Annotated in this window: 23 protein-coding genes; 22 read left to right on the top strand and 1 reads right to left on the bottom strand. The window is 41.5% G+C overall.

Annotated features, from left to right (window positions below; translation table 11 throughout):
* The first annotated feature begins 20 nt into the window (after window positions 1–20).
* The 22 genes from rplE (at window position 21) to adhE (ending at window position 17,083) form a co-directional block, all read left to right on the top strand.
* Window positions 21–560, top strand: coding sequence for a 50S ribosomal protein L5 (gene rplE / locus ABE547_RS00685; protein ID WP_235249796.1), 540 nt, complete (start codon window positions 21–23; stop codon window positions 558–560).
* 11 nt (window positions 561–571) lie between these two features.
* Window positions 572–757, top strand: a complete 186-nt coding sequence (locus ABE547_RS00680) for a type Z 30S ribosomal protein S14 (protein ID WP_006427396.1) — start codon at window positions 572–574, stop codon at window positions 755–757.
* Window positions 758–769: 12 nt separating this feature from the next.
* Window positions 770–1,171, top strand: a complete 402-nt coding sequence (gene rpsH / locus ABE547_RS00675) for a 30S ribosomal protein S8 (protein ID WP_235249797.1) — start codon at window positions 770–772, stop codon at window positions 1,169–1,171.
* Between the two features lie 195 nt (window positions 1,172–1,366).
* On the top strand, window positions 1,367–1,909 hold the full coding sequence (rplF, locus tag ABE547_RS00670) for a 50S ribosomal protein L6 (protein ID WP_347376968.1): 543 nt from the start codon (window positions 1,367–1,369) through the stop codon (window positions 1,907–1,909).
* Between the two features lie 17 nt (window positions 1,910–1,926).
* Window positions 1,927–2,295, top strand: coding sequence for a 50S ribosomal protein L18 (gene rplR, locus ABE547_RS00665; RefSeq protein ID WP_235249799.1), 369 nt, complete (start codon window positions 1,927–1,929; stop codon window positions 2,293–2,295).
* Between the two features lie 14 nt (window positions 2,296–2,309).
* A complete protein-coding gene (rpsE, locus tag ABE547_RS00660) occupies window positions 2,310–2,819 on the top strand; it encodes a 30S ribosomal protein S5 (protein ID WP_235249800.1) in 510 nt (169 codons plus the stop codon).
* 14 nt (window positions 2,820–2,833) lie between these two features.
* Entirely contained in the window at window positions 2,834–3,013 is a 180-nt protein-coding gene (gene rpmD, locus ABE547_RS00655; protein ID WP_235249801.1) for a 50S ribosomal protein L30, read from the top strand.
* Between the two features lie 29 nt (window positions 3,014–3,042).
* Entirely contained in the window at window positions 3,043–3,483 is a 441-nt protein-coding gene (rplO, locus tag ABE547_RS00650; protein ID WP_347376967.1) for a 50S ribosomal protein L15, read from the top strand.
* Window positions 3,483–4,799 carry a preprotein translocase subunit SecY gene (gene secY / locus ABE547_RS00645; protein WP_347376966.1) on the top strand — a complete coding sequence of 439 codons (1,317 nt, stop codon included), beginning with the start codon at window positions 3,483–3,485 and terminating at the stop codon, window positions 4,797–4,799. Before rplO ends, secY begins: the two co-directional genes overlap by 1 nt.
* A 61-nt stretch (window positions 4,800–4,860) precedes the next feature.
* Window positions 4,861–5,505 carry an adenylate kinase gene (locus tag ABE547_RS00640; protein WP_347376965.1) on the top strand — a complete coding sequence of 215 codons (645 nt, stop codon included), beginning with the start codon at window positions 4,861–4,863 and terminating at the stop codon, window positions 5,503–5,505.
* A 2-nt stretch (window positions 5,506–5,507) separates the two neighbouring features.
* Window positions 5,508–6,269, top strand: a complete 762-nt coding sequence (gene map, locus ABE547_RS00635) for a type I methionyl aminopeptidase (RefSeq protein WP_347376964.1) — start codon at window positions 5,508–5,510, stop codon at window positions 6,267–6,269.
* Between the two features lie 15 nt (window positions 6,270–6,284).
* Entirely contained in the window at window positions 6,285–6,569 is a 285-nt protein-coding gene (locus ABE547_RS00630; protein WP_347376963.1) for a KOW domain-containing RNA-binding protein, read from the top strand.
* On the top strand, window positions 6,551–6,769 hold the full coding sequence (infA, locus tag ABE547_RS00625; RefSeq protein ID WP_004607275.1) for a translation initiation factor IF-1: 219 nt from the start codon (window positions 6,551–6,553) through the stop codon (window positions 6,767–6,769). Before ABE547_RS00630 ends, infA begins: the two co-directional genes overlap by 19 nt.
* Before the next feature lie 213 nt (window positions 6,770–6,982).
* Entirely contained in the window at window positions 6,983–7,096 is a 114-nt protein-coding gene (gene rpmJ, locus ABE547_RS00620; RefSeq protein WP_005339020.1) for a 50S ribosomal protein L36, read from the top strand.
* 280 nt (window positions 7,097–7,376) lie between these two features.
* Window positions 7,377–7,745 carry a 30S ribosomal protein S13 gene (rpsM, locus tag ABE547_RS00615; RefSeq protein ID WP_235249807.1) on the top strand — a complete coding sequence of 123 codons (369 nt, stop codon included), beginning with the start codon at window positions 7,377–7,379 and terminating at the stop codon, window positions 7,743–7,745.
* A 28-nt stretch (window positions 7,746–7,773) separates the two neighbouring features.
* The gene (gene rpsK / locus ABE547_RS00610) at window positions 7,774–8,169 is read left to right on the top strand and encodes a 30S ribosomal protein S11 (protein ID WP_005332330.1); all 396 of its coding nucleotides are present in this window, start codon (window positions 7,774–7,776) and stop codon (window positions 8,167–8,169) included.
* A gap of 36 nt (window positions 8,170–8,205) precedes the next feature.
* Window positions 8,206–8,799, top strand: coding sequence for a 30S ribosomal protein S4 (rpsD, locus tag ABE547_RS00605; protein ID WP_235249809.1), 594 nt, complete (start codon window positions 8,206–8,208; stop codon window positions 8,797–8,799).
* A gap of 30 nt (window positions 8,800–8,829) precedes the next feature.
* The gene (locus ABE547_RS00600) at window positions 8,830–9,789 is read left to right on the top strand and encodes a DNA-directed RNA polymerase subunit alpha (protein WP_235249810.1); all 960 of its coding nucleotides are present in this window, start codon (window positions 8,830–8,832) and stop codon (window positions 9,787–9,789) included.
* A gap of 107 nt (window positions 9,790–9,896) precedes the next feature.
* Window positions 9,897–10,433 carry a L17 family ribosomal protein gene (locus ABE547_RS00595; RefSeq protein ID WP_347376962.1) on the top strand — a complete coding sequence of 179 codons (537 nt, stop codon included), beginning with the start codon at window positions 9,897–9,899 and terminating at the stop codon, window positions 10,431–10,433.
* Window positions 10,434–10,655: 222 nt separating this feature from the next.
* Window positions 10,656–12,488, top strand: a complete 1,833-nt coding sequence (locus tag ABE547_RS00590) for an NAD(P)-binding protein (RefSeq protein ID WP_347376961.1) — start codon at window positions 10,656–10,658, stop codon at window positions 12,486–12,488.
* Window positions 12,482–14,218 (top strand): [FeFe] hydrogenase, group A, encoded by a 1,737-nt coding sequence (locus ABE547_RS00585; protein WP_347376960.1) that lies wholly within the window; start codon window positions 12,482–12,484, stop codon window positions 14,216–14,218. Before ABE547_RS00590 ends, ABE547_RS00585 begins: the two co-directional genes overlap by 7 nt.
* A gap of 246 nt (window positions 14,219–14,464) precedes the next feature.
* Entirely contained in the window at window positions 14,465–17,083 is a 2,619-nt protein-coding gene (adhE, locus tag ABE547_RS00580) for a bifunctional acetaldehyde-CoA/alcohol dehydrogenase (RefSeq protein WP_347376959.1), read from the top strand.
* Window positions 17,084–17,128: 45 nt separating this feature from the next.
* On the opposite strand, the gene ABE547_RS00575 is transcribed toward adhE, so the two are convergent.
* Complete coding sequence (locus tag ABE547_RS00575; protein ID WP_347376958.1) at window positions 17,129–18,028, bottom strand: LysR family transcriptional regulator; 900 nt, start codon at window positions 18,026–18,028, stop codon at window positions 17,129–17,131.
* Window positions 18,029–18,236 lie beyond the last annotated feature (208 nt).

Here is an 18,236-nt window from a genome sequence, read left to right as displayed (position 1 = left end):
GAGGAAGGAGGGTGTACGCTTTGAGTAGACTGAAAGAACAGTACCAGAACGAGATCGTTGATGCAATGATCAAAAAGTTCGGTTATAAGAATATTATGGAAGTGCCAAAACTCGATAAGGTTGTTATCAACATGGGTGTTGGTGAAGCTAAAGATAATGCAAAACTTTTAGATGCAGCTATCGCTGACATGGAAAAGATTACAGGTCAGAAAGCTGTTGTATGTAAAGCTAAAAAATCTGTTGCTAACTTCAAGATCAGAGAGGGAATGGCAATCGGATGTAAGGTTACTTTAAGAGGAGAAAAGATGTATGAATTCGTTGATCGTCTGATCAACCTTGCACTTCCTCGTGTACGTGACTTTAGAGGAGTTAATCCAAATGCATTCGACGGAAGAGGAAACTATGCACTTGGAATCAAAGAGCAGCTGATCTTCCCTGAAATCGAATACGATAAAGTAGATAAAGTAAGAGGTATGGATATCATCTTCGTTACGACTGCTAAAACAGATGAAGAGGCACGCGAACTGCTCACTCAGTTCAATATGCCATTTACAAAATAAGGAGGTAAATTATGGCTAAGACAGCAATGAAAGTAAAACAGCAGCGCAAGCAGAAATTCTCTACAAGAGAATACAATCGTTGCAGAATCTGTGGACGTCCACATGCATATTTGAGAAAATATGGTATCTGCCGTGTTTGCTTCCGCGAATTGGCATACAAAGGACAGATCCCAGGCGTTAAGAAAGCAAGTTGGTAGGAGGTAAGAACAATGACAATGAGCGATCCAATTGCAGATATGCTTACAAGAATCCGTAATGCAAATACTGCTAAACATGATACTGTAGATGTTCCGGCATCCAAGATGAAGCTTGCTATCGCTAATATCTTACTGGATGAAGGCTACATTGAGAAATATGATATCGTAGAAGATGGTGTGTTCAAGACAATTCACATCACATTAAAATATGGTTCTGATAAGAACGAAAAGGTAATTACAGGTCTTAAGAGAATTTCTAAACCAGGTCTTCGTGTATACGCTTCCAGCGAGAATGTACCGAAGGTATTTGGTGGACTCGGAACAGCAATCCTGTCTACAAACAAAGGTGTAATTACTGACAAAGAGGCAAGAAAACTTGGCATCGGCGGAGAAGTACTCTGCTATGTATGGTAGACCGAAAGCAACTTAGCGAAAGCGAGCCGTAAGGTGAAGCTTAAGCTTAGTGCGAGGTCGTTCTTTGAGCCTGGTGAGGTATTCGCGAACCTGGCGAAAAGAACTTCCTTAGATGCGTAAGAAGGTGCGAAAGAAACTGAAAACAGAGAAGCCACAGCAGCTTCTCCGAGAATCTAAGTTAAGGAGGAAATGAAAATGTCACGTATCGGTAGACATCCAATTGCAATTCCGGCAGGTGTAACTGTTGAAATCGCAGAGAACAATAAAGTGACTGTAACAGGTCCAAAGGGAACTCTTGTAAGAGAACTTCCTACAGAAATGGAAATCAAGGTAGAAGGTGCAGAAGTTGTAGTAACAAGACCAAATGACTTAAAGAAAATGAAATCTTTACATGGTCTTACAAGAACACTGATCAACAACATGGTTGTTGGTGTTACAGATGGATACCAGAAGGTTCTGGAAGTAAATGGTGTTGGTTACAGAGCAGCAAAAGCAGGAAATAAATTAACACTGAGTCTTGGATATTCTCATCCGGTAGAGATGATTGATCCGGAAGGTGTTGAGACTGTTGTTGAAGGCCAGAACAAGATTATTGTTAAGGGTATCAGCAAAGAAAAAGTTGGCCAGTACGCAGCTGAAATCAGAGACAAGAGAAGACCGGAGCCATATAAGGGCAAAGGCATCAAGTATGCTGATGAAGTGATCAGACGTAAAGTTGGTAAGACAGGTAAGAAATAAGAAAGGAGAGTGTAAAAATGGTTAGCAAAAAATCAAGAAATGAAGTACGTGTTAACAAACACAGAAAATTACGTAACCGTTTAAGCGGTACTGCTGAGTGCCCACGTTTAGCGGTATTTAGAAGTAACAATCATATGTATGCTCAGATCATTGATGATACAGCTCATAATACTCTGGTTTCCGCATCCACTCTTCAGAAAGATGTGAAAGCAAACTTAGAGAAAACAAACAATGTTGAAGCAGCAGCTTATCTTGGAAAAGTAATCGCTGAGAAGGCATTGGAAAAAGGTATTAAAGACGTTGTCTTTGACAGAGGCGGATTTATTTACCAGGGTAAAGTTCAGGCATTGGCAGACGCAGCTAGAGAAGCTGGGTTGAATTTCTAGAAGGAGGAGCACACATGAAACAGGAACGTATTGATGCTAGTCAATTAGAATTAACAGAAAAAGTAGTGTCAATTAAGCGTGTAACCAAAGTTGTTAAGGGTGGCCGTAATATGAGATTCACAGCTTTAGTTGTTGTTGGTGATGGAAATGGTCATGTTGGTGCAGGCTTAGGAAAAGCTACTGAAATCCCAGAAGCAATCCGCAAAGGAAAAGAAGATGCAGCTAAGAATCTTATTTCCGTAGCATTAGATGAAAATGAGAGTGTTACACACGATTTTATCGGTAAATTCGGAGGCGCTTCCGTATTATTGAAGAAAGCTCCGGAAGGTACTGGAGTTATCGCCGGTGGTCCGGCGCGTGCCGTAATCGAGATGGCAGGAATCAAGAATATTCGTACAAAATCTCTTGGCTCCAACAATAAGCAGAACGTAGTTCTTGCAACAATCGATGGATTACGCCAGATTAAGACTCCGGAAGAGGTAGCTAAGCTTCGCGGTAAATCTGTGGAAGAGATCTTAGGCTAAGGAGGTAGAATAAGATGGCAGATTTAAAAGTTACATTAGTAAAGTCTACAATTGGAGCTGTACCGAAGCACAAAAAGACTGTTGAAGCATTAGGTCTGAGAAAGACAGGAAAGACAGTTGTCCTTCCGGATAATGCAGCAACAAGAGGTATGGTAAAACAGGTTTCTCACCTGGTAAAAGTAGAAGAAGTATAGTATAATTATTCAGATAAGGAGGTGTCACAATGGATTTATCAAACTTAAGACCTGCTGATGGAGCAAAACAGAGTGATAATTTCAGAAGAGGACGTGGACACGGTTCTGGAAATGGCAAGACAGCCGGTAAGGGACATAAGGGTCAGAAAGCTCGTTCTGGTGCAACAAGACCAGGTTTCGAAGGTGGCCAGATGCCATTATATAGAAGAATTCCAAAGAGAGGATTCACAAACAGAAATACGAAGACAATCGTTGGTATCAATGTAGATGCTCTTGAAGTATTCGAGAATGATTCAGTTGTTTCTGTAGAGACATTGATCGAGCAGGGAATCGTTAAGAACCCAAGAGACGGTGTTAAGATCCTTGGAAGCGGAGAACTTACAAAGAAGCTTACAGTTCAGGCAAATGCATTCAGTGCAGGTGCTGTAGCTAAGATTGAGGCGTTAGGTGGAAAAGCAGAGGTGATCTAATGTTAGAAACATTCCGAAAGGCATTTCAAATTAAAGATATTCGCAAAAAAATCGGATATACGTTTTTGATGTTAGTTGTTATACGTATTGGCTCTCAGCTGCCGACACCAGGTGTGAACGGCGCTTATATCAAAGAATTTTTTGAACAGAATACCGGTGAAGCGTTTAACTTGTTTAACGCTTTCACCGGCGGTTCCTTTGAACAGATGTCAGTTTTTGCGTTGAGTATTACGCCATACATTACTTCTTCAATCATTATGCAGCTTCTTACGATTGCAATTCCAAAGCTTGAGGAGATGCATAAAGATGGAGAGTCTGGCAGAAAAAAGATTGCGGCTATCACACGTTATCTGACAGTAGGACTTGCATTGATCGAATCTACAGCCATGGCTGTAGGATTTGGACGTCAGGGACTTCTTGTAGAGTTTAACTTTGTTAATGCCGTGATTGTAGTACTTACTCTTACAGCCGGTTCTGCATTACTGATGTGGATTGGTGAGAGAATCACAGAAAAAGGTGTTGGAAACGGTATTTCTATTGTATTGGTGATCAACATCATTTCACGTATTCCTAGCGATATGACATCACTGTTTGATCAGTTTGTAAAAGGTAAGCCGATCGCGTCAGCTGCCCTTGCAGTTGTTGTGATTCTTGCAATTATTATTCTCCTGGTGGTATTCACAGTGATTCTCCAGGACGGAGAAAGAAGAATTGCAGTACAGTATTCACAGAAGGTAGTTGGAAGAAAGACCTATGGCGGACAATCTTCTAACATCCCGTTGAAAGTGAATACGGCCGGTGTAATTCCAATCATCTTTTCTTCATCTCTGATGCAGTTCCCGATCGTAATTGCCTCTTTTCTTGGAAAAGGCAACGGGTCAGGAATCGGAAGCGAGATTCTTCGTGGTATGAATCAGGGAAACTGGTGTAATCCGGAACAGATTAAGTATTCATGGGGATTAATCGTATACATTATTCTTACTGTATTTTTTGCATACTTCTATACTTCAATTACTTTCAATCCATTAGAGATTGCAAATAATATGAAGAAGAGTGGCGGTTTCATTCCGGGTATCCGTCCGGGAAGACCAACAGTTGAATACTTAAACAAGATATTGAATTATATCATCTTTATAGGTGCTTGTGGACTGATTGTGATACAGGTGATTCCAATCTTCTTTAATGGAGCACTTGGTGCAAGTGTATCATTTGGAGGAACATCTCTGATCATTATCGTCAGTGTTGTACTTGAAACAATCAAGCAGCTGGAATCAATGACACTTGTGCGACATTACAAGGGATTTTTAAATAGCTAATAATTTTGACTCGCGGGAATTTTTTTCGCGGGTTAAAATGCTATAAAGGAGGAACGAAGATATGAAAATTATTATGTTAGGAGCTCCGGGAGCGGGCAAGGGAACTCAGGCAAAGAAAATTGCCGCAAAATACAGCATCCCGCATATTTCTACAGGTGATATCTTCAGAGCTAACATTAAAAACGGTACAGAGCTTGGGAAAAAGGCTAAGACTTATATGGATCAGGGTCTGTTGGTACCGGATGAACTGGTTGTGGATCTTGTAGTTGATCGTGTAAAACAGGATGACTGTAAAAATGGATATGTTCTGGATGGATTTCCAAGAACAATTCCGCAGGCAGAGGCGCTGGATAAGGCACTGGAAGCTTTGGGGGAAAAGATGGATTATGCAATCGACGTAGATGTACCGGATGAGAATATTGTTCGCCGTATGGGCGGGCGTCGCGCCTGTGTAGGATGCGGGGCTACATATCATCTGGAGTATGCACCGACCAAAGTAGAGGGAATCTGTGATACCTGTGGAAAAGAGCTGATCCTTAGGGATGACGATAAACCGGAGACAGTACAGAAACGTCTGAATGTATATCATGAGCAGACACAGCCGTTGATCGACTATTATACAAATGCCGGAATCTTAAAGACTGTAGACGGAACAGTTGACATTGAAGATGTATTCGGTGCAATTGTTGAGATATTAGGAGCGTAACAATGGCGATCACTATCAAATCGGCACGGGAAATTGAGTTAATGACAGAGGCCGGGCGAATACTTGAAATTGTACATCATGAAATGGCGAAAGCGCTTCGTCCTGGAATGAGTACTCATGATATTGACCGTCTTGGAGAAGAAGTGATACGAAGCTATGACTGCATTCCTTCCTTTTTGAATTACAATGGTTATCCGGCTTCCATCTGTGTGTCGGTGAATCAGGAAGTGGTTCATGGTATTCCGGACCGACATCGTATCCTTCAGGAAGGAGACATTGTCAGTCTTGATGCCGGAGTCATCTATAAAGGATATCATTCGGATGCAGCGCGTACTTATGGCATCGGAGAGATCAGTAAAGAAGCGCAGCAGCTGATAGATGTGACAAGAGAAAGCTTCTTTGAAGGAATAAAATATGCCAGAGAAGGCAATCATTTATTTGATATATCATCTGCAATCGGCAGATATGCCGGGGAACGGGGATATGGAGTAGTCAAGGATCTCTGTGGACATGGAATCGGGACAGCATTACATGAAGCACCGGAGATACCGAATTATGAAATGAACAGAAAAGGTCCGAAGCTGAAGGCCGGAATGACATTAGCAATAGAACCGATGATTAACATTGGTTCATGGGAAGTGAAATGGCTGGATGACGACTGGACAGTGGTAACCAGGGACAGTTCCCTGTCTGCGCATTATGAAAATACAGTACTGATAACGGAAGATGAACCGAAACTTCTGACTTTGACCCAGGATATGTAGTATGTATAAGAGGATATGGATATGACGTATGAGACAGGAATGCTTGCAAAGTCAAAAGCAGGTCATGATTCAGGTACAGTTTATGTAATTATTGATACAGATGAATCATATGTATATTTATCAGACGGAAAGATCAGAACACTGGATCGTCTGAAAAAGAAAAAGAAAAAGCATGTGCAGATAATCTGCAGGAAATATGATGTGACTGCGCAGGATGATGCAGGAATAAGACGGATACTGAAAGAATGGAAAAAGGAAGAAGATAACAGGAGGAATGAGACATGTCAAAAGCTGATGTAATTGAAATTGAAGGAACTGTAGTTGAAAAGCTGCCGAATGCAATGTTTCAGGTAGAACTTGAAAATGGACATCAGGTGCTTGCGCATATCAGTGGAAAGTTAAGAATGAATTTTATTAAGATCTTACCGGGAGATAAGGTAACACTTGAACTGTCACCTTATGATCTTTCAAAAGGAAGAATTATCTGGAGAGATAAATAAGATTCACACACATCACTTATCTTATAATAAGAAGTTCATAAAAATAAAATGCCCGGTAGGCGCAAAAAAAGCTTGACTTTGTTGACACAACATGGTATGCTATATAAGCGCGTTTCCGGGCATTATTATGCTTTAAAACAATCGAGTTGCAGTTTTAAAAGGGAAAAAGCGCAGAAACAAATGGCATAGCAATGGATGAAAGGAGGATCCCCCGTGAAGGTTAGATCATCAGTAAAACCAATTTGCGAAAAATGCAAAGTAATCAAAAGAAAAGGAAGCGTTCGCATTATCTGCGAGAATCCAAAGCACAAACAAAGACAAGGCTAGTCATTGTTCGTATGTGTTTTAGGCGGCTGATAGCTCTGTGCAGTAATCGTACAGACTATTTAAAATATACAAGGCAGCACCTGTAGCCGGTGAGCGACCTCGTATATTGCTTCTAATGCCGGCTCGTCATTACCGCATTTCTACTATAATAATATGCGGTGGCCGGAAAGGGCATGATACCGAACATGCCTGGGACAAAGGTGTTGTCCCCTATTAAAGACGATATGTAACATTGAGATGAATATCTCAAAAACCAGAAAAGAAAATGGAGGAAAATCACATGGCTCGTATAGCAGGTGTAGACTTACCAAGAGACAAACGTGTTGAGATCGGATTGACTTATATCTACGGAATCGGTAGACCGAGTGCAACCCGCATTTTGGCAGAAGCAGGAGTTGATCCTGATATTCGCTGTAGAGATCTTACAGACGAAGATGTAAAGAAAATCAGTGCAGTAATCGATGAGACTCAGGTAGTAGAAGGTGATCTTCGTAGAGAAATCGCTCTGAACATCAAGAGATTACAGGAAATCGGATGCTATAGAGGAATCCGTCACAGAAAAGGACTTCCGGTTCGTGGTCAGAAGACAAAGACCAATGCAAGAACAAGAAAAGGTCCAAAGAGAACAGTAGCAAATAAGAAGAAATAATGTAAGGAAAGAGTAGGTTAGTTTTATTATGGCAAAGAAAGTTACAAAGAAAGTGACAAAAAAACGTGTCAAGAAAAACGTTGAACACGGACAGGCTCACATCCAGTCATCTTTTAATAACACAATCGTTACTTTAACAGATGCACAGGGCAATGCTCTGTCATGGGCTAGTGCAGGCGGTCTGGGATTCAGAGGTTCAAGGAAATCTACCCCTTATGCAGCTCAGATGGCAGCTGAAACAGCAGCTAAAGCAGCATTAGTACATGGTTTGAAGTCAGTTGACGTTATGGTAAAAGGACCAGGTTCAGGTAGAGAAGCAGCAATTCGTGCCCTTCAGGCATGTGGAATTGATGTAACAAGCATCAGAGACGTTACACCGGTACCACACAACGGATGCCGTCCACCGAAACGTAGAAGAGTCTAATTTCATAACAAAATTGATATAGGAGGAAAGCAAAACATGGCAGTAAATAGAGTCCCTGTTCTTAAAAGATGCAGATCACTTGGAATGGATCCTGTATATTTGGGAATTGATAAAAAGTCTAACAGACAGTTAAAGAGATCCAATAGAAAAATGAGCGAGTATGGTCTTCAGTTACGTGAAAAACAGAAAGCAAAATTTATCTATGGTGTGTTAGAGAAACCTTTCAGAAATTATTTTGAAAAAGCACAGCGCATGAGTGGTATGACAGGTGAGAACCTGATGGTAATGCTGGAGTCAAGATTAGACAACGTAGTATTCCGTCTCGGACTTGCAAGAACAAGACGTGAAGCAAGACAGATCGTTGACCATAAGCATGTGCTTGTGAATGGAAAACAGATTAACATTCCTTCTTACCTGATCAAGGCTGGAGATGTTATCGAAATCAAAGAAGCTAAGAAGAGCTCTCCAAGATATAAAGAGATTACAGAGGTTACAGGCGGACGTCTGGTTCCGGAATGGTTAGAGGCTGATCTTGAGAACCTGAAAGGAACTGTAAAAGAGCTTCCAAAGCGTGATGCGATCGATGTTCCTGTAGATGAGATGTTAATCGTCGAATTATATTCTAAATAATAACCCGTAACACCACAGGAGGTGGACTTAGTGTTTGATTTTAATAAACCCAATATTGAAATAACTGAGATTTCAGAAGATAAGAAATATGGTAGATTCGTTGTGGAACCTCTGGAAAGAGGTTATGGTACAACATTAGGTAATTCTCTTAGAAGAATTATGCTCTCTTCTTTACCGGGATCTGCAATCAGCCAGGTAAAGATTGACGGAGTCCTTCATGAGTTCAGTTCTATTCCGGGTGTAAAGGAAGATGTTACTGAGATTATCATGAACCTGAAATCACTCGCAATCAAGAACACATCCGAGACTGATGAACCAAAGACAGCATACATTGAGTTCGAAGGGGAAGGTGTCGTTACTGCGGCAGATATTCAGGTGGATCAGGATATTGAGATCATGAATCCTGAGACTGTCATTGCAACACTGAATGGTGGAGCAGACAGCAAATTATACATGGAACTCACCATTACAAATGGAAGAGGATATGTAAGTGCCGATAAGAATAAAAATGACGAATTACCAATCGCAGTAATTCCAATCGATTCTATCTACACCCCAGTGGAACGTGTGAATCTTACAGTAGAAAATACACGTGTTGGTCAGATTACGGACTTTGATAAGTTAACTTTGGATGTATATACCAACGGTACATTACTTCCGGACGAGGCTGTAAGTCTTGCAGCCAAGGTATTAAGTGAGCATCTGAAACTCTTTATCGATCTGTCAGAAGTGGCACAGGCTGCTGAAGTTATGATTGAAAAAGAAGACGATGAAAAAGAGAAGGTTCTTGAGATGAGTATTGATGAACTGGAATTATCCGTTCGTTCTTACAATTGTCTGAAGAGAGCCGGAATCAATACAGTGGAAGAACTGACAAACAGAACACCGGAAGATATGATGAAAGTGCGTAACCTTGGACGTAAGTCCCTGGAGGAAGTACTTGCAAAATTAGATGAATTAGGCTTAAGCCTCAGCAAAGGCGAAGAGTAATATTCCATAAGGATGTTTTCCACCGGTAAGTCCGATGAGCGCAGTGGAGCATTTGGCTAGTAAGCCCGAAGAAGCATAACCAAGTGTCATAATGGAGGATAAGAAAAATGGCAAAGTATAGAAAACTCGGCAGAACTTCAAGCCAGAGAAAAGCATTATTAAGAAACCAGGTAACAGCACTCCTTAACAACGGAAAGATTGTTACTACAGAAGCAAAAGCGAAAGAGATCCGCAAAATTGCAGAAGGACTTATTGCATTAGCAGTAAAAGAGAAAGACAATTTCGAAGAAGTTACTGTTAAGGCAAAGGTTGCTCGCAAAGATAAAGACGGCAAGAGAGTAAAAGAAGTTGTAGATGGTAAGAAAGTTACTGTATATGACGAAGTTGACAAGACAATTAAGAAAGATATGCCAAGCAGACTGCACGCTCGTCGTCAGATGCTGAAAGTTCTTTATCCGGTAAAAGAAGTTCCGACAGCACAGGCTGGAAGAAAGAAAAACACAAAAGAAGTTGATCTTGTTGCAAAATTATTTGATGAGATTGCTCCAAAATATGAGAACCGTAACGGTGGATATACAAGAATCGTAAAGATTGGCCAGCGTAAAGGTGACGGAGCAATGGAAGTATTGATCGAACTTGTATAGTTGAGATGAAAACAGACTCTGAGTATTCAGAGCCTGTTTTTTTGTGCAAAAATAGAAATAATCTATAAAATGTATTTGATAAATCCATAACAGGAATGTCAAGGATATGACTATACCGTTAAATAAACTACTTTTATAAATATGCTTGAAAAGGACATAAAAAATGGTATAATCGAAACAATGCATTATTGAGCTAATCAAAAAGAAAGAAGGGGATTTTTAATGAGCAGATTAGAGATCGCTTCGCCAAAAAGAGCCAGAATAGTTATGGAAGGGCTATACAAGGATCTTGAGCGAAGAATTGAATCAAGTCCACCGGGATTATGTCCGGTTGACATGGCGCGTGCATTTTTGGAGTTATGCCATGCACAGACCTGTGGAAAATGTGTTCCTTGTCGAATTGGACTTGGACAGCTTAACAACTTCATCAAGGATGTTCTTGATGGAAATGCAACTATGGAGACTCTGGAGATCATGGAGCAGACAGCATTGTCTATTATGGAGTCTGCAGATTGTGCAATTGGATACGAGGCTGCTAATATGGTATATAAGGGACTGATTGGCTACCGAGATGATTATGTTGAGCATATCAAAAACGGAAGATGTACCTGTACATACAATCAGCCGGTGCCATGCGTTTCTTTGTGTCCTGCACATGTTGATATACCAGGTTATGTGGCACTTGTAGGTGAAGGCAGATATGCCGATGCAATTCGTCTGATTCGTAAGGATAATCCATTTCCGACTACCTGTGGATTCATCTGTGAACATCCTTGTGAGGCAAGATGTCGTAGAAATATGGTAGATGATTCTATCAATATCCGTGGACTTAAGAGAGTGGCGGCTGATTTTGCCGGAGAAGTAGAACCGCCTGCATGTGCGCCATCTACGGGAAAGAAGATTGCAATCCTCGGTGGTGGACCGGGTGGACTCAGTGCTGCATATTATCTGCAGCTGATGGGACATCAGACAACCGTATATGAGATGCTTCCGAAGCTTGGGGGAATGCTTCGGTATGGTATTCCAAATTATCGTCTTCCAAAAGAAAGGCTGGACGATGATATCAACGCGATCCTGAAAACCGGCGTTGAAGTGAAATATGGCATGAAAATTGGTCAGGATATTACGATTCAGGAATTAAGGGATCAGTATGATGCAGTACTGATCACGATTGGGGCAAGTACTGATAAGAAGCTTGGGCTGGAAGGAGAAGATGCAGAAGGCATTCTTTCTGCGGTACAGTTCTTAAGAAATGTAGGCAAGAATGAGATCATGGACTTATCCGGCAAAGAAGTTGCGGTTATCGGGGGCGGCAACGTTTCTATGGATGCAGTTCGTACAGCTAAGCGCCTTGGAGCGAAGAAGGTAAGCATTGTCTACAGACGACGTGTAGCAGATATGACTGCGCTTCCGGCAGAGATTGAAGGTGCTGTTGCTGAGGGAATCGAATTACAGACTCTGAAAGCACCGGCATCGATTGATGTTGATGAGAATCATCATGTAAAAGGAATTTATGTAACACCACAGATGGTCAGCGCAATCCGCGATGGAAGAGCAAGCATCAAACCGACAGGTGAAGATGATATATATATTCCATGCGATGTATTGATCGTTGCCATTGGCCAGAATATTGAGACCGGACACTTTGAAAAGGCAGGAATTCCTGTTGAACGAGGAAAGATCATTACCAAGAGCACAGGAACATTTGAAAATCTTCCGGGAGTATTTGCGGGAGGGGACTGCGCAAGTGGTCCGGCATCTGTGATTAAGGCGATTGCTGCAGCAAAGGTAGTGGCTGCCAATATTGATGAGTATCTTGGATATCATCATGTGATATCCTGTGATGTAGAGATACCGGAAGCCCGTCTTGACGATCGTACACCATGCGGAAGAGTAAATCTTACAGAACGAGAAGCCTGCGAAAGAGTCTGCGATTTTGAAGGTGTGGAAAACTGCATGACAGAAAAAGAAGCAAAACAGGAAGCGTCCAGATGTCTTCGCTGCGATCATTTTGGATATGGAATATTTAAAGGAGGCAGAGAAACATTATGGTAAATCTTACAATAGATGGAAAAGCAATATCAGTAGAAGAGAATACCACGATTATGGAGGCTGCCGCACAGAACGGGATTCCGATTCCAAAGCTGTGTTATCTGAAAGGAATCAACGAAATTGCAGCATGTCGTGTATGTGTAGTTGAACTGGAAGGAAAAGAGAAACTGATTACTTCCTGTAATAACATTGCAAAAGATGGCATGGTTATATACACAAATAGTCCAAAGGTGCGTAAGCACAGAAGAACAACGGTTGAACTGATCCTTTCTCAGCATGATTGCCAGTGTGTAACCTGTTCCAGAAGTGGAAACTGCAGTCTTCAGAAAGTGGCAAACGATCTGAACATCCTGGAGATTCCGTTTAAAATGCAGCTTGAAAAACAGCCGTGGAATAAACAATTCCCATTGATCCGTGATTCATCCAAATGTATCAAGTGTATGCGCTGTGTGCAGGTATGCGAAAAGGTGCAGGGACTGGGTGTATGGGATGTAGAAGGAACCGGATCCAGAACGACGATAAATGTAGCAGGTCACAGGAAGATTGAAGATGCAGCATGTTCTCTGTGTGGACAGTGTATCACGCATTGTCCGGTAGGTGCGCTCAGCGCCCGTGATGACACAGAAAAGGTCTGGGATGCTATTGCAGATAAAGACAAGATCGTGGTTGCGCAGGTAGCGCCGGCAGTTCGTGCGGCATGGGGCGAGGAACTTGGCTTTACACAGGAAGAAGCAACCGTTGGAAAGATCCTGGATGCATTAAAGAAGATTGGTGCAGATTATGTATTTGATACTACATTTTCCGCGGACCTGACAATTATGGAAGAGGGAACAGAGTTCCTTCACAGATTTACATCCGGTGAATTGAAAGACAGACCAATGTTTACTTCCTGTTGTCCTGGATGGCTCAGATTTATTAAATCACAGTTCCCGCATCTGGTGAAACAGCTCTCCAGTGCAAAATCACCGCAGCAGATGTTTGGAGCAGTTATGAAATCTTATTTTGCTGAAAAGCTTGGTGTTGCACCGGAAAAGATATATACCGTATCTGTAATGCCTTGTGTTGCAAAGAAAGGCGAACGGGAGATGGAACTGTTCTATCAGGAGTATGCAGGACACGATATTGACGCTGTTATCACTACCAGAGAACTGGTAAAGATGATCCGTTCCGCGCACATCAGCCCGGATACACTGGAAGATATTGAAAGTGACCGTCCGATGCAGGAAGGTACCGGTGCAGGTGTGATCTTTGGAGCAACCGGAGGAGTTATGGAAGCAGCTTTGCGTACTGCATATTATCTGCTGAAAGGTGAAAATCCGCCGGAAGATGCGTTTAAAGCAGTGAGAAGTCAAGGATTTAATGAGAATAATGGTGTGCAGGAAGCAGAATTTGCCATTGATGATGTAAAAGTAAGAACAGCTGTTGTCAGCGGACTTGGCAATGCAAGAGCTCTTCTGAACAAAATTGACAGAGGAGAACTTCATTATGACTTCGTAGAAGTCATGGCATGTCCAGGAGGCTGTGTAGGAGGCGGCGGACAGCCAATCCATGATGGCGAAGAGCGTGCCTTTGAAAGAGGAAAGAATCTGTATGATCTCGACGTAAGATCAGAACATAGATTTTCTCATGAGAACCGTGATATTCAGGCTCTGTATGCGGAGTATTTTGAAAAACCGGAGTCTCATAAAGCACATATGCTGTTACATACAGAACACAGATTAGAAGGATTCTAAGATATCAGAAGGTACTGTTGCAATATAGGAATATATATCTATATGTTGCAACGGTACTTTTTTGTTGGTATTTCTTTTGGAAAAAATGACGATTTATTGTGACTTGTTTAATGGAATACTGTTGGATAGTTAAAAAAATAACATATACGTGAAATAATTATCAATCATATATTGACAAATAATTAACGAGCCTGTATACTTTGACCTGTAATTAAGTAAGAAACACTTACAGGGAGGATAACTATTATGGCAACCAAAAAGAAAGAAGCAGTACCACAGATCGTTGATAATGTAGAAGCTCTTGAGGCAAAGATGAAAGCAATGAGAGAGGCACAGAAGATCTTTGCTACGTATACACAGGAACAGGTAGACAAGATATTCTTTGAAGCGGCTATGGCGGCCAATAAAATGCGTATCCCACTTGCAAAACAGGCTGTGGAAGAGACCGGACGTGGTATTGTAGAAGATAAGATTATCAAAAACCATTACGCAGCAGAATATATCTACAACGCATATAAGAATACAAAAACATGCGGCGTCATTGAAGAAGATCCGGCATACGGAATTAAAAAGATCGCAGAACCGATCGGACTGGTTGCTGCCGTCATTCCTACTACGAATCCTACTTCAACTGCAATATTTAAAACCCTGATCTGTCTGAAAACCAGAAATGCCATTATTATCAGTCCGCATCCGGCTGCAAAGGCCTGCACGATTGCAGCCGCCAAAGTGGTTCTTGAGGCAGCTGTAAAAGCAGGTGCACCGGAAGGAATCATTGGCTGGATTGATGTTCCATCCCTGGAATTAACGAATACAGTAATGAAAGATGCAGATATCATTCTGGCGACCGGCGGACCGGGCATGGTCAAGGCTGCATACTCTTCCGGAAAACCGGCACTTGGTGTTGGACCTGGAAACACACCGGTCATTATTGATGATACTGCAGATATTAAGATGGCGGTAAATTCTATCATCCATTCCAAAACATTTGACAACGGTATGATCTGTGCATCTGAACAGTCCGTAACCGTTCTTGACAGCATCTATGATGAAGTGAAAAAAGAATTTGCATACAGAGGATGTTACTTCCTGAAAAAGGGAGAGGAACTGGATAAGGTTCGAAAGACGATTATAATTAACGGTGCACTGAACAATAAGATACCTGGAAAATCCGCATATGAGATCGCAAAGCTTGCAGGAGTGGAAGTTCCTGAAAACACCAAGATTTTGATCGGTGAAGTGGAATCTGTAGATATATCTGAAGAGTTCGCGCATGAAAAGTTGTCACCGGTACTTGGTATGTACCGCGCGAAGACTTTTGATGAGGCTATTGCTAAGGCAGAGCGTCTGGTAGCTGACGGTGGATATGGGCATACTGCATCTCTGTATGTACATCCGGCAGAGAAAGAAAAGATTGCAAAACATGCAGCAGCAATGAAGACATGCCGAATTCTGATCAACACACCTTCTTCTCATGGTGGTATCGGGGATCTGTATAACTTTAAACTTGCTCCGTCTCTTACACTCGGATGCGGTTCCTGGGGAGGAAACTCTGTATCTGAAAACGTAGGAGTAAAGCATCTGATCAACATTAAAACGGTTGCAGAGAGGAGAGAAAACATGCTGTGGTTCAGAACACCTGAAAAAGTATATTTTAAGAAAGGCTGTATGCCGGTAGCACTGGATGAGCTTGGAACTGTAATGCATAAGAAAAAAGCCTTTATCGTTACAGACTCTTTCTTATACAAAAATGGCTATGTAAAACCAATTGAAGAGAAATTAGATGAAATGGGAATTCAGCATACATGCTTCTATGAGGTCGCTCCGGATCCGACTTTGCAATGTGCAGAAAAAGGTACTGATCAGATGAGAGCATTTGAACCGGATACGATCATCGCTCTTGGCGGTGGATCCGCGATGGATGCAGCCAAGATCATGTGGCTGATGTATGAGCACCCGGAAGCAAACTTTGAAGATATGGCCATGGATTTCATGGACATCCGTAAGAGGGTATATACATTTCCGAAGATGGGCAAAAAAGCATATTTTGTAGCGATTCCGACCTCTTCAGGTACCGGATCTGAAGTGACTCCGTTTGCGATTATTACGGATGCTGAGACAGGTGTAAAATGGCCGATCGCAGATTATGAACTGTTGCCGAATATGGCAATTGTTGACGTAGATAATGCCATGACAGCGCCAAAGGGATTGACGAGTGCGTCAGGTATTGACGTTATGACGCATGCGATCGAAGCATATGTGTCTATTATGGCAACAGATTTCACGGATGGACTGGCAATGAAAGCAGTGAAGATGGTATTTGATTATCTGCCATCTGCATATGCCAACGGAGCGAATGATCCGATCGCAAGAGAAAAGATGGCCAATGCTTCCTGTATGGCAGGTATGGCATTCGCCAATGCATTCCTCGGGCTGAACCATTCTATGGCACATAAGCTTGGAGCATTTCACCATCTGCCACATGGCGTTGCCAATGCAGTGCTTCTGACGGATGTAATGAGATACAATGCAGCAGAAGTACCGACTAAGATGGGAACATTTTCCCAGTATCAGTATCCGCATGCGCTTGCAAGATATGCAGAGCTTGGAAGGTATGCAGGATGCAAGGGCAATACAGATGAAGAAGTATTTGAAGATTTCCTTGCAAAACTGGAAGATCTGAAAGAAAAGATCGGTATTAAGAAATCAATCAAAGAATATGGAATCGATGAACAATACTTCCTGGATACGCTGGATGACATGGTAGAACAGGCCTTCAATGATCAGTGTACAGGTGCGAATCCAAGATACCCGTTGATGAAAGAGATGAAAGAAATCTATCTGAAGTGTTACTATGGAAAATAATCAGGTACTGGAGAGCGTCACACGATGAAACGTGTGGCGCTTTTTTTAAGATTTCTTCTGTTGCTCCAGACAAAACTGAAGAAATTGCTTTGCATGAGAAGAGGTGGTTGTTGATTGTGGATAAATGTAGTAAAAATCAACAGAGTCATGCAATTCCGATAGATATATCTCGTTTAATTCCCCGTTATCAAGGTATTTCTGGACAGCACACCGATATAAGAATGATATGGCAAGTCCTTCCTTTAAATACTGAATGATAGAATGCATACTTCCTGCCTCGTATGGAATGTTGAAAGTATCCAGATCATAGCCCATACGTTGAAATGATTTCTGCAGAATGTAGTATGCATAAGAAGATTTTTCACGATATACGATTCGTTCGGATTTTAAATCGTTTAAGCTGATTGTTTTCTCTGCAAGTGGATGAGAAGGGTTGCATACACAGCAGACTGGTTCGCTTCGAAACAGATGACGTTCAAATTCAGGCCATGCATCAATGGAATCGGTAATCAGGATGTTAATATCTCCATTGTGTAATAATTGCTCCAGCTTTTTAGTGGAACCGATAAATGAGCGAATCCGGCAGTCAGGTTCCTGAGCGGTATAGGAAGAAATCAGACCTGGCAATATGAATTCTCCGATCGTTGGATTGGATCCTATGGAAATGACGGGGGTTTCCTGTTCTTCTGAGAGATGCTGAATATTCTGTAATATTTTCTTGGAGTGGATTTGCAGTTTTGTCACTTCTTTAAACAGATATTCTCCTTCTTTTGTCAGTGAAAAGTGACGATTCTGATAAAGAATCAGCTTTTTGCCATAATACTGCTCCAGATATCTGATGTGCTGTGAAACGGCTGGTTGTGTAATGCTCAGATTATCTGCGGTTTTGGTATAGCTGTTGGTATGGCATAAATCTAGAAATGTTAACAAACGAAAGTCAAGCATGGAAACCTCCTTTGTGAAATGAACAACAAGGTATTATAATGAATTATAATACATATCTGTTTATTTTTGTACTATAAATTAATTTTATAAATGCATAAAAATATATAATTTGAAATCAGAAAAAATGTATTATAGAACAAGAAAAAGCGATACAATTCAAAAATAAAATAGTTGTATTTAGAAAATGTACATGCAATTCTGATAATTG

Origin of the sequence: Dorea sp. YH-dor226, assembly GCF_039832105.1 — a bacterium.
Taxonomy (GTDB): domain Bacteria; phylum Bacillota; class Clostridia; order Lachnospirales; family Lachnospiraceae; genus Dorea_A.
The sequence above is the reverse complement of the archived record's forward strand: the minus strand, read 5'-3'. Positions and strand labels throughout refer to the sequence as shown.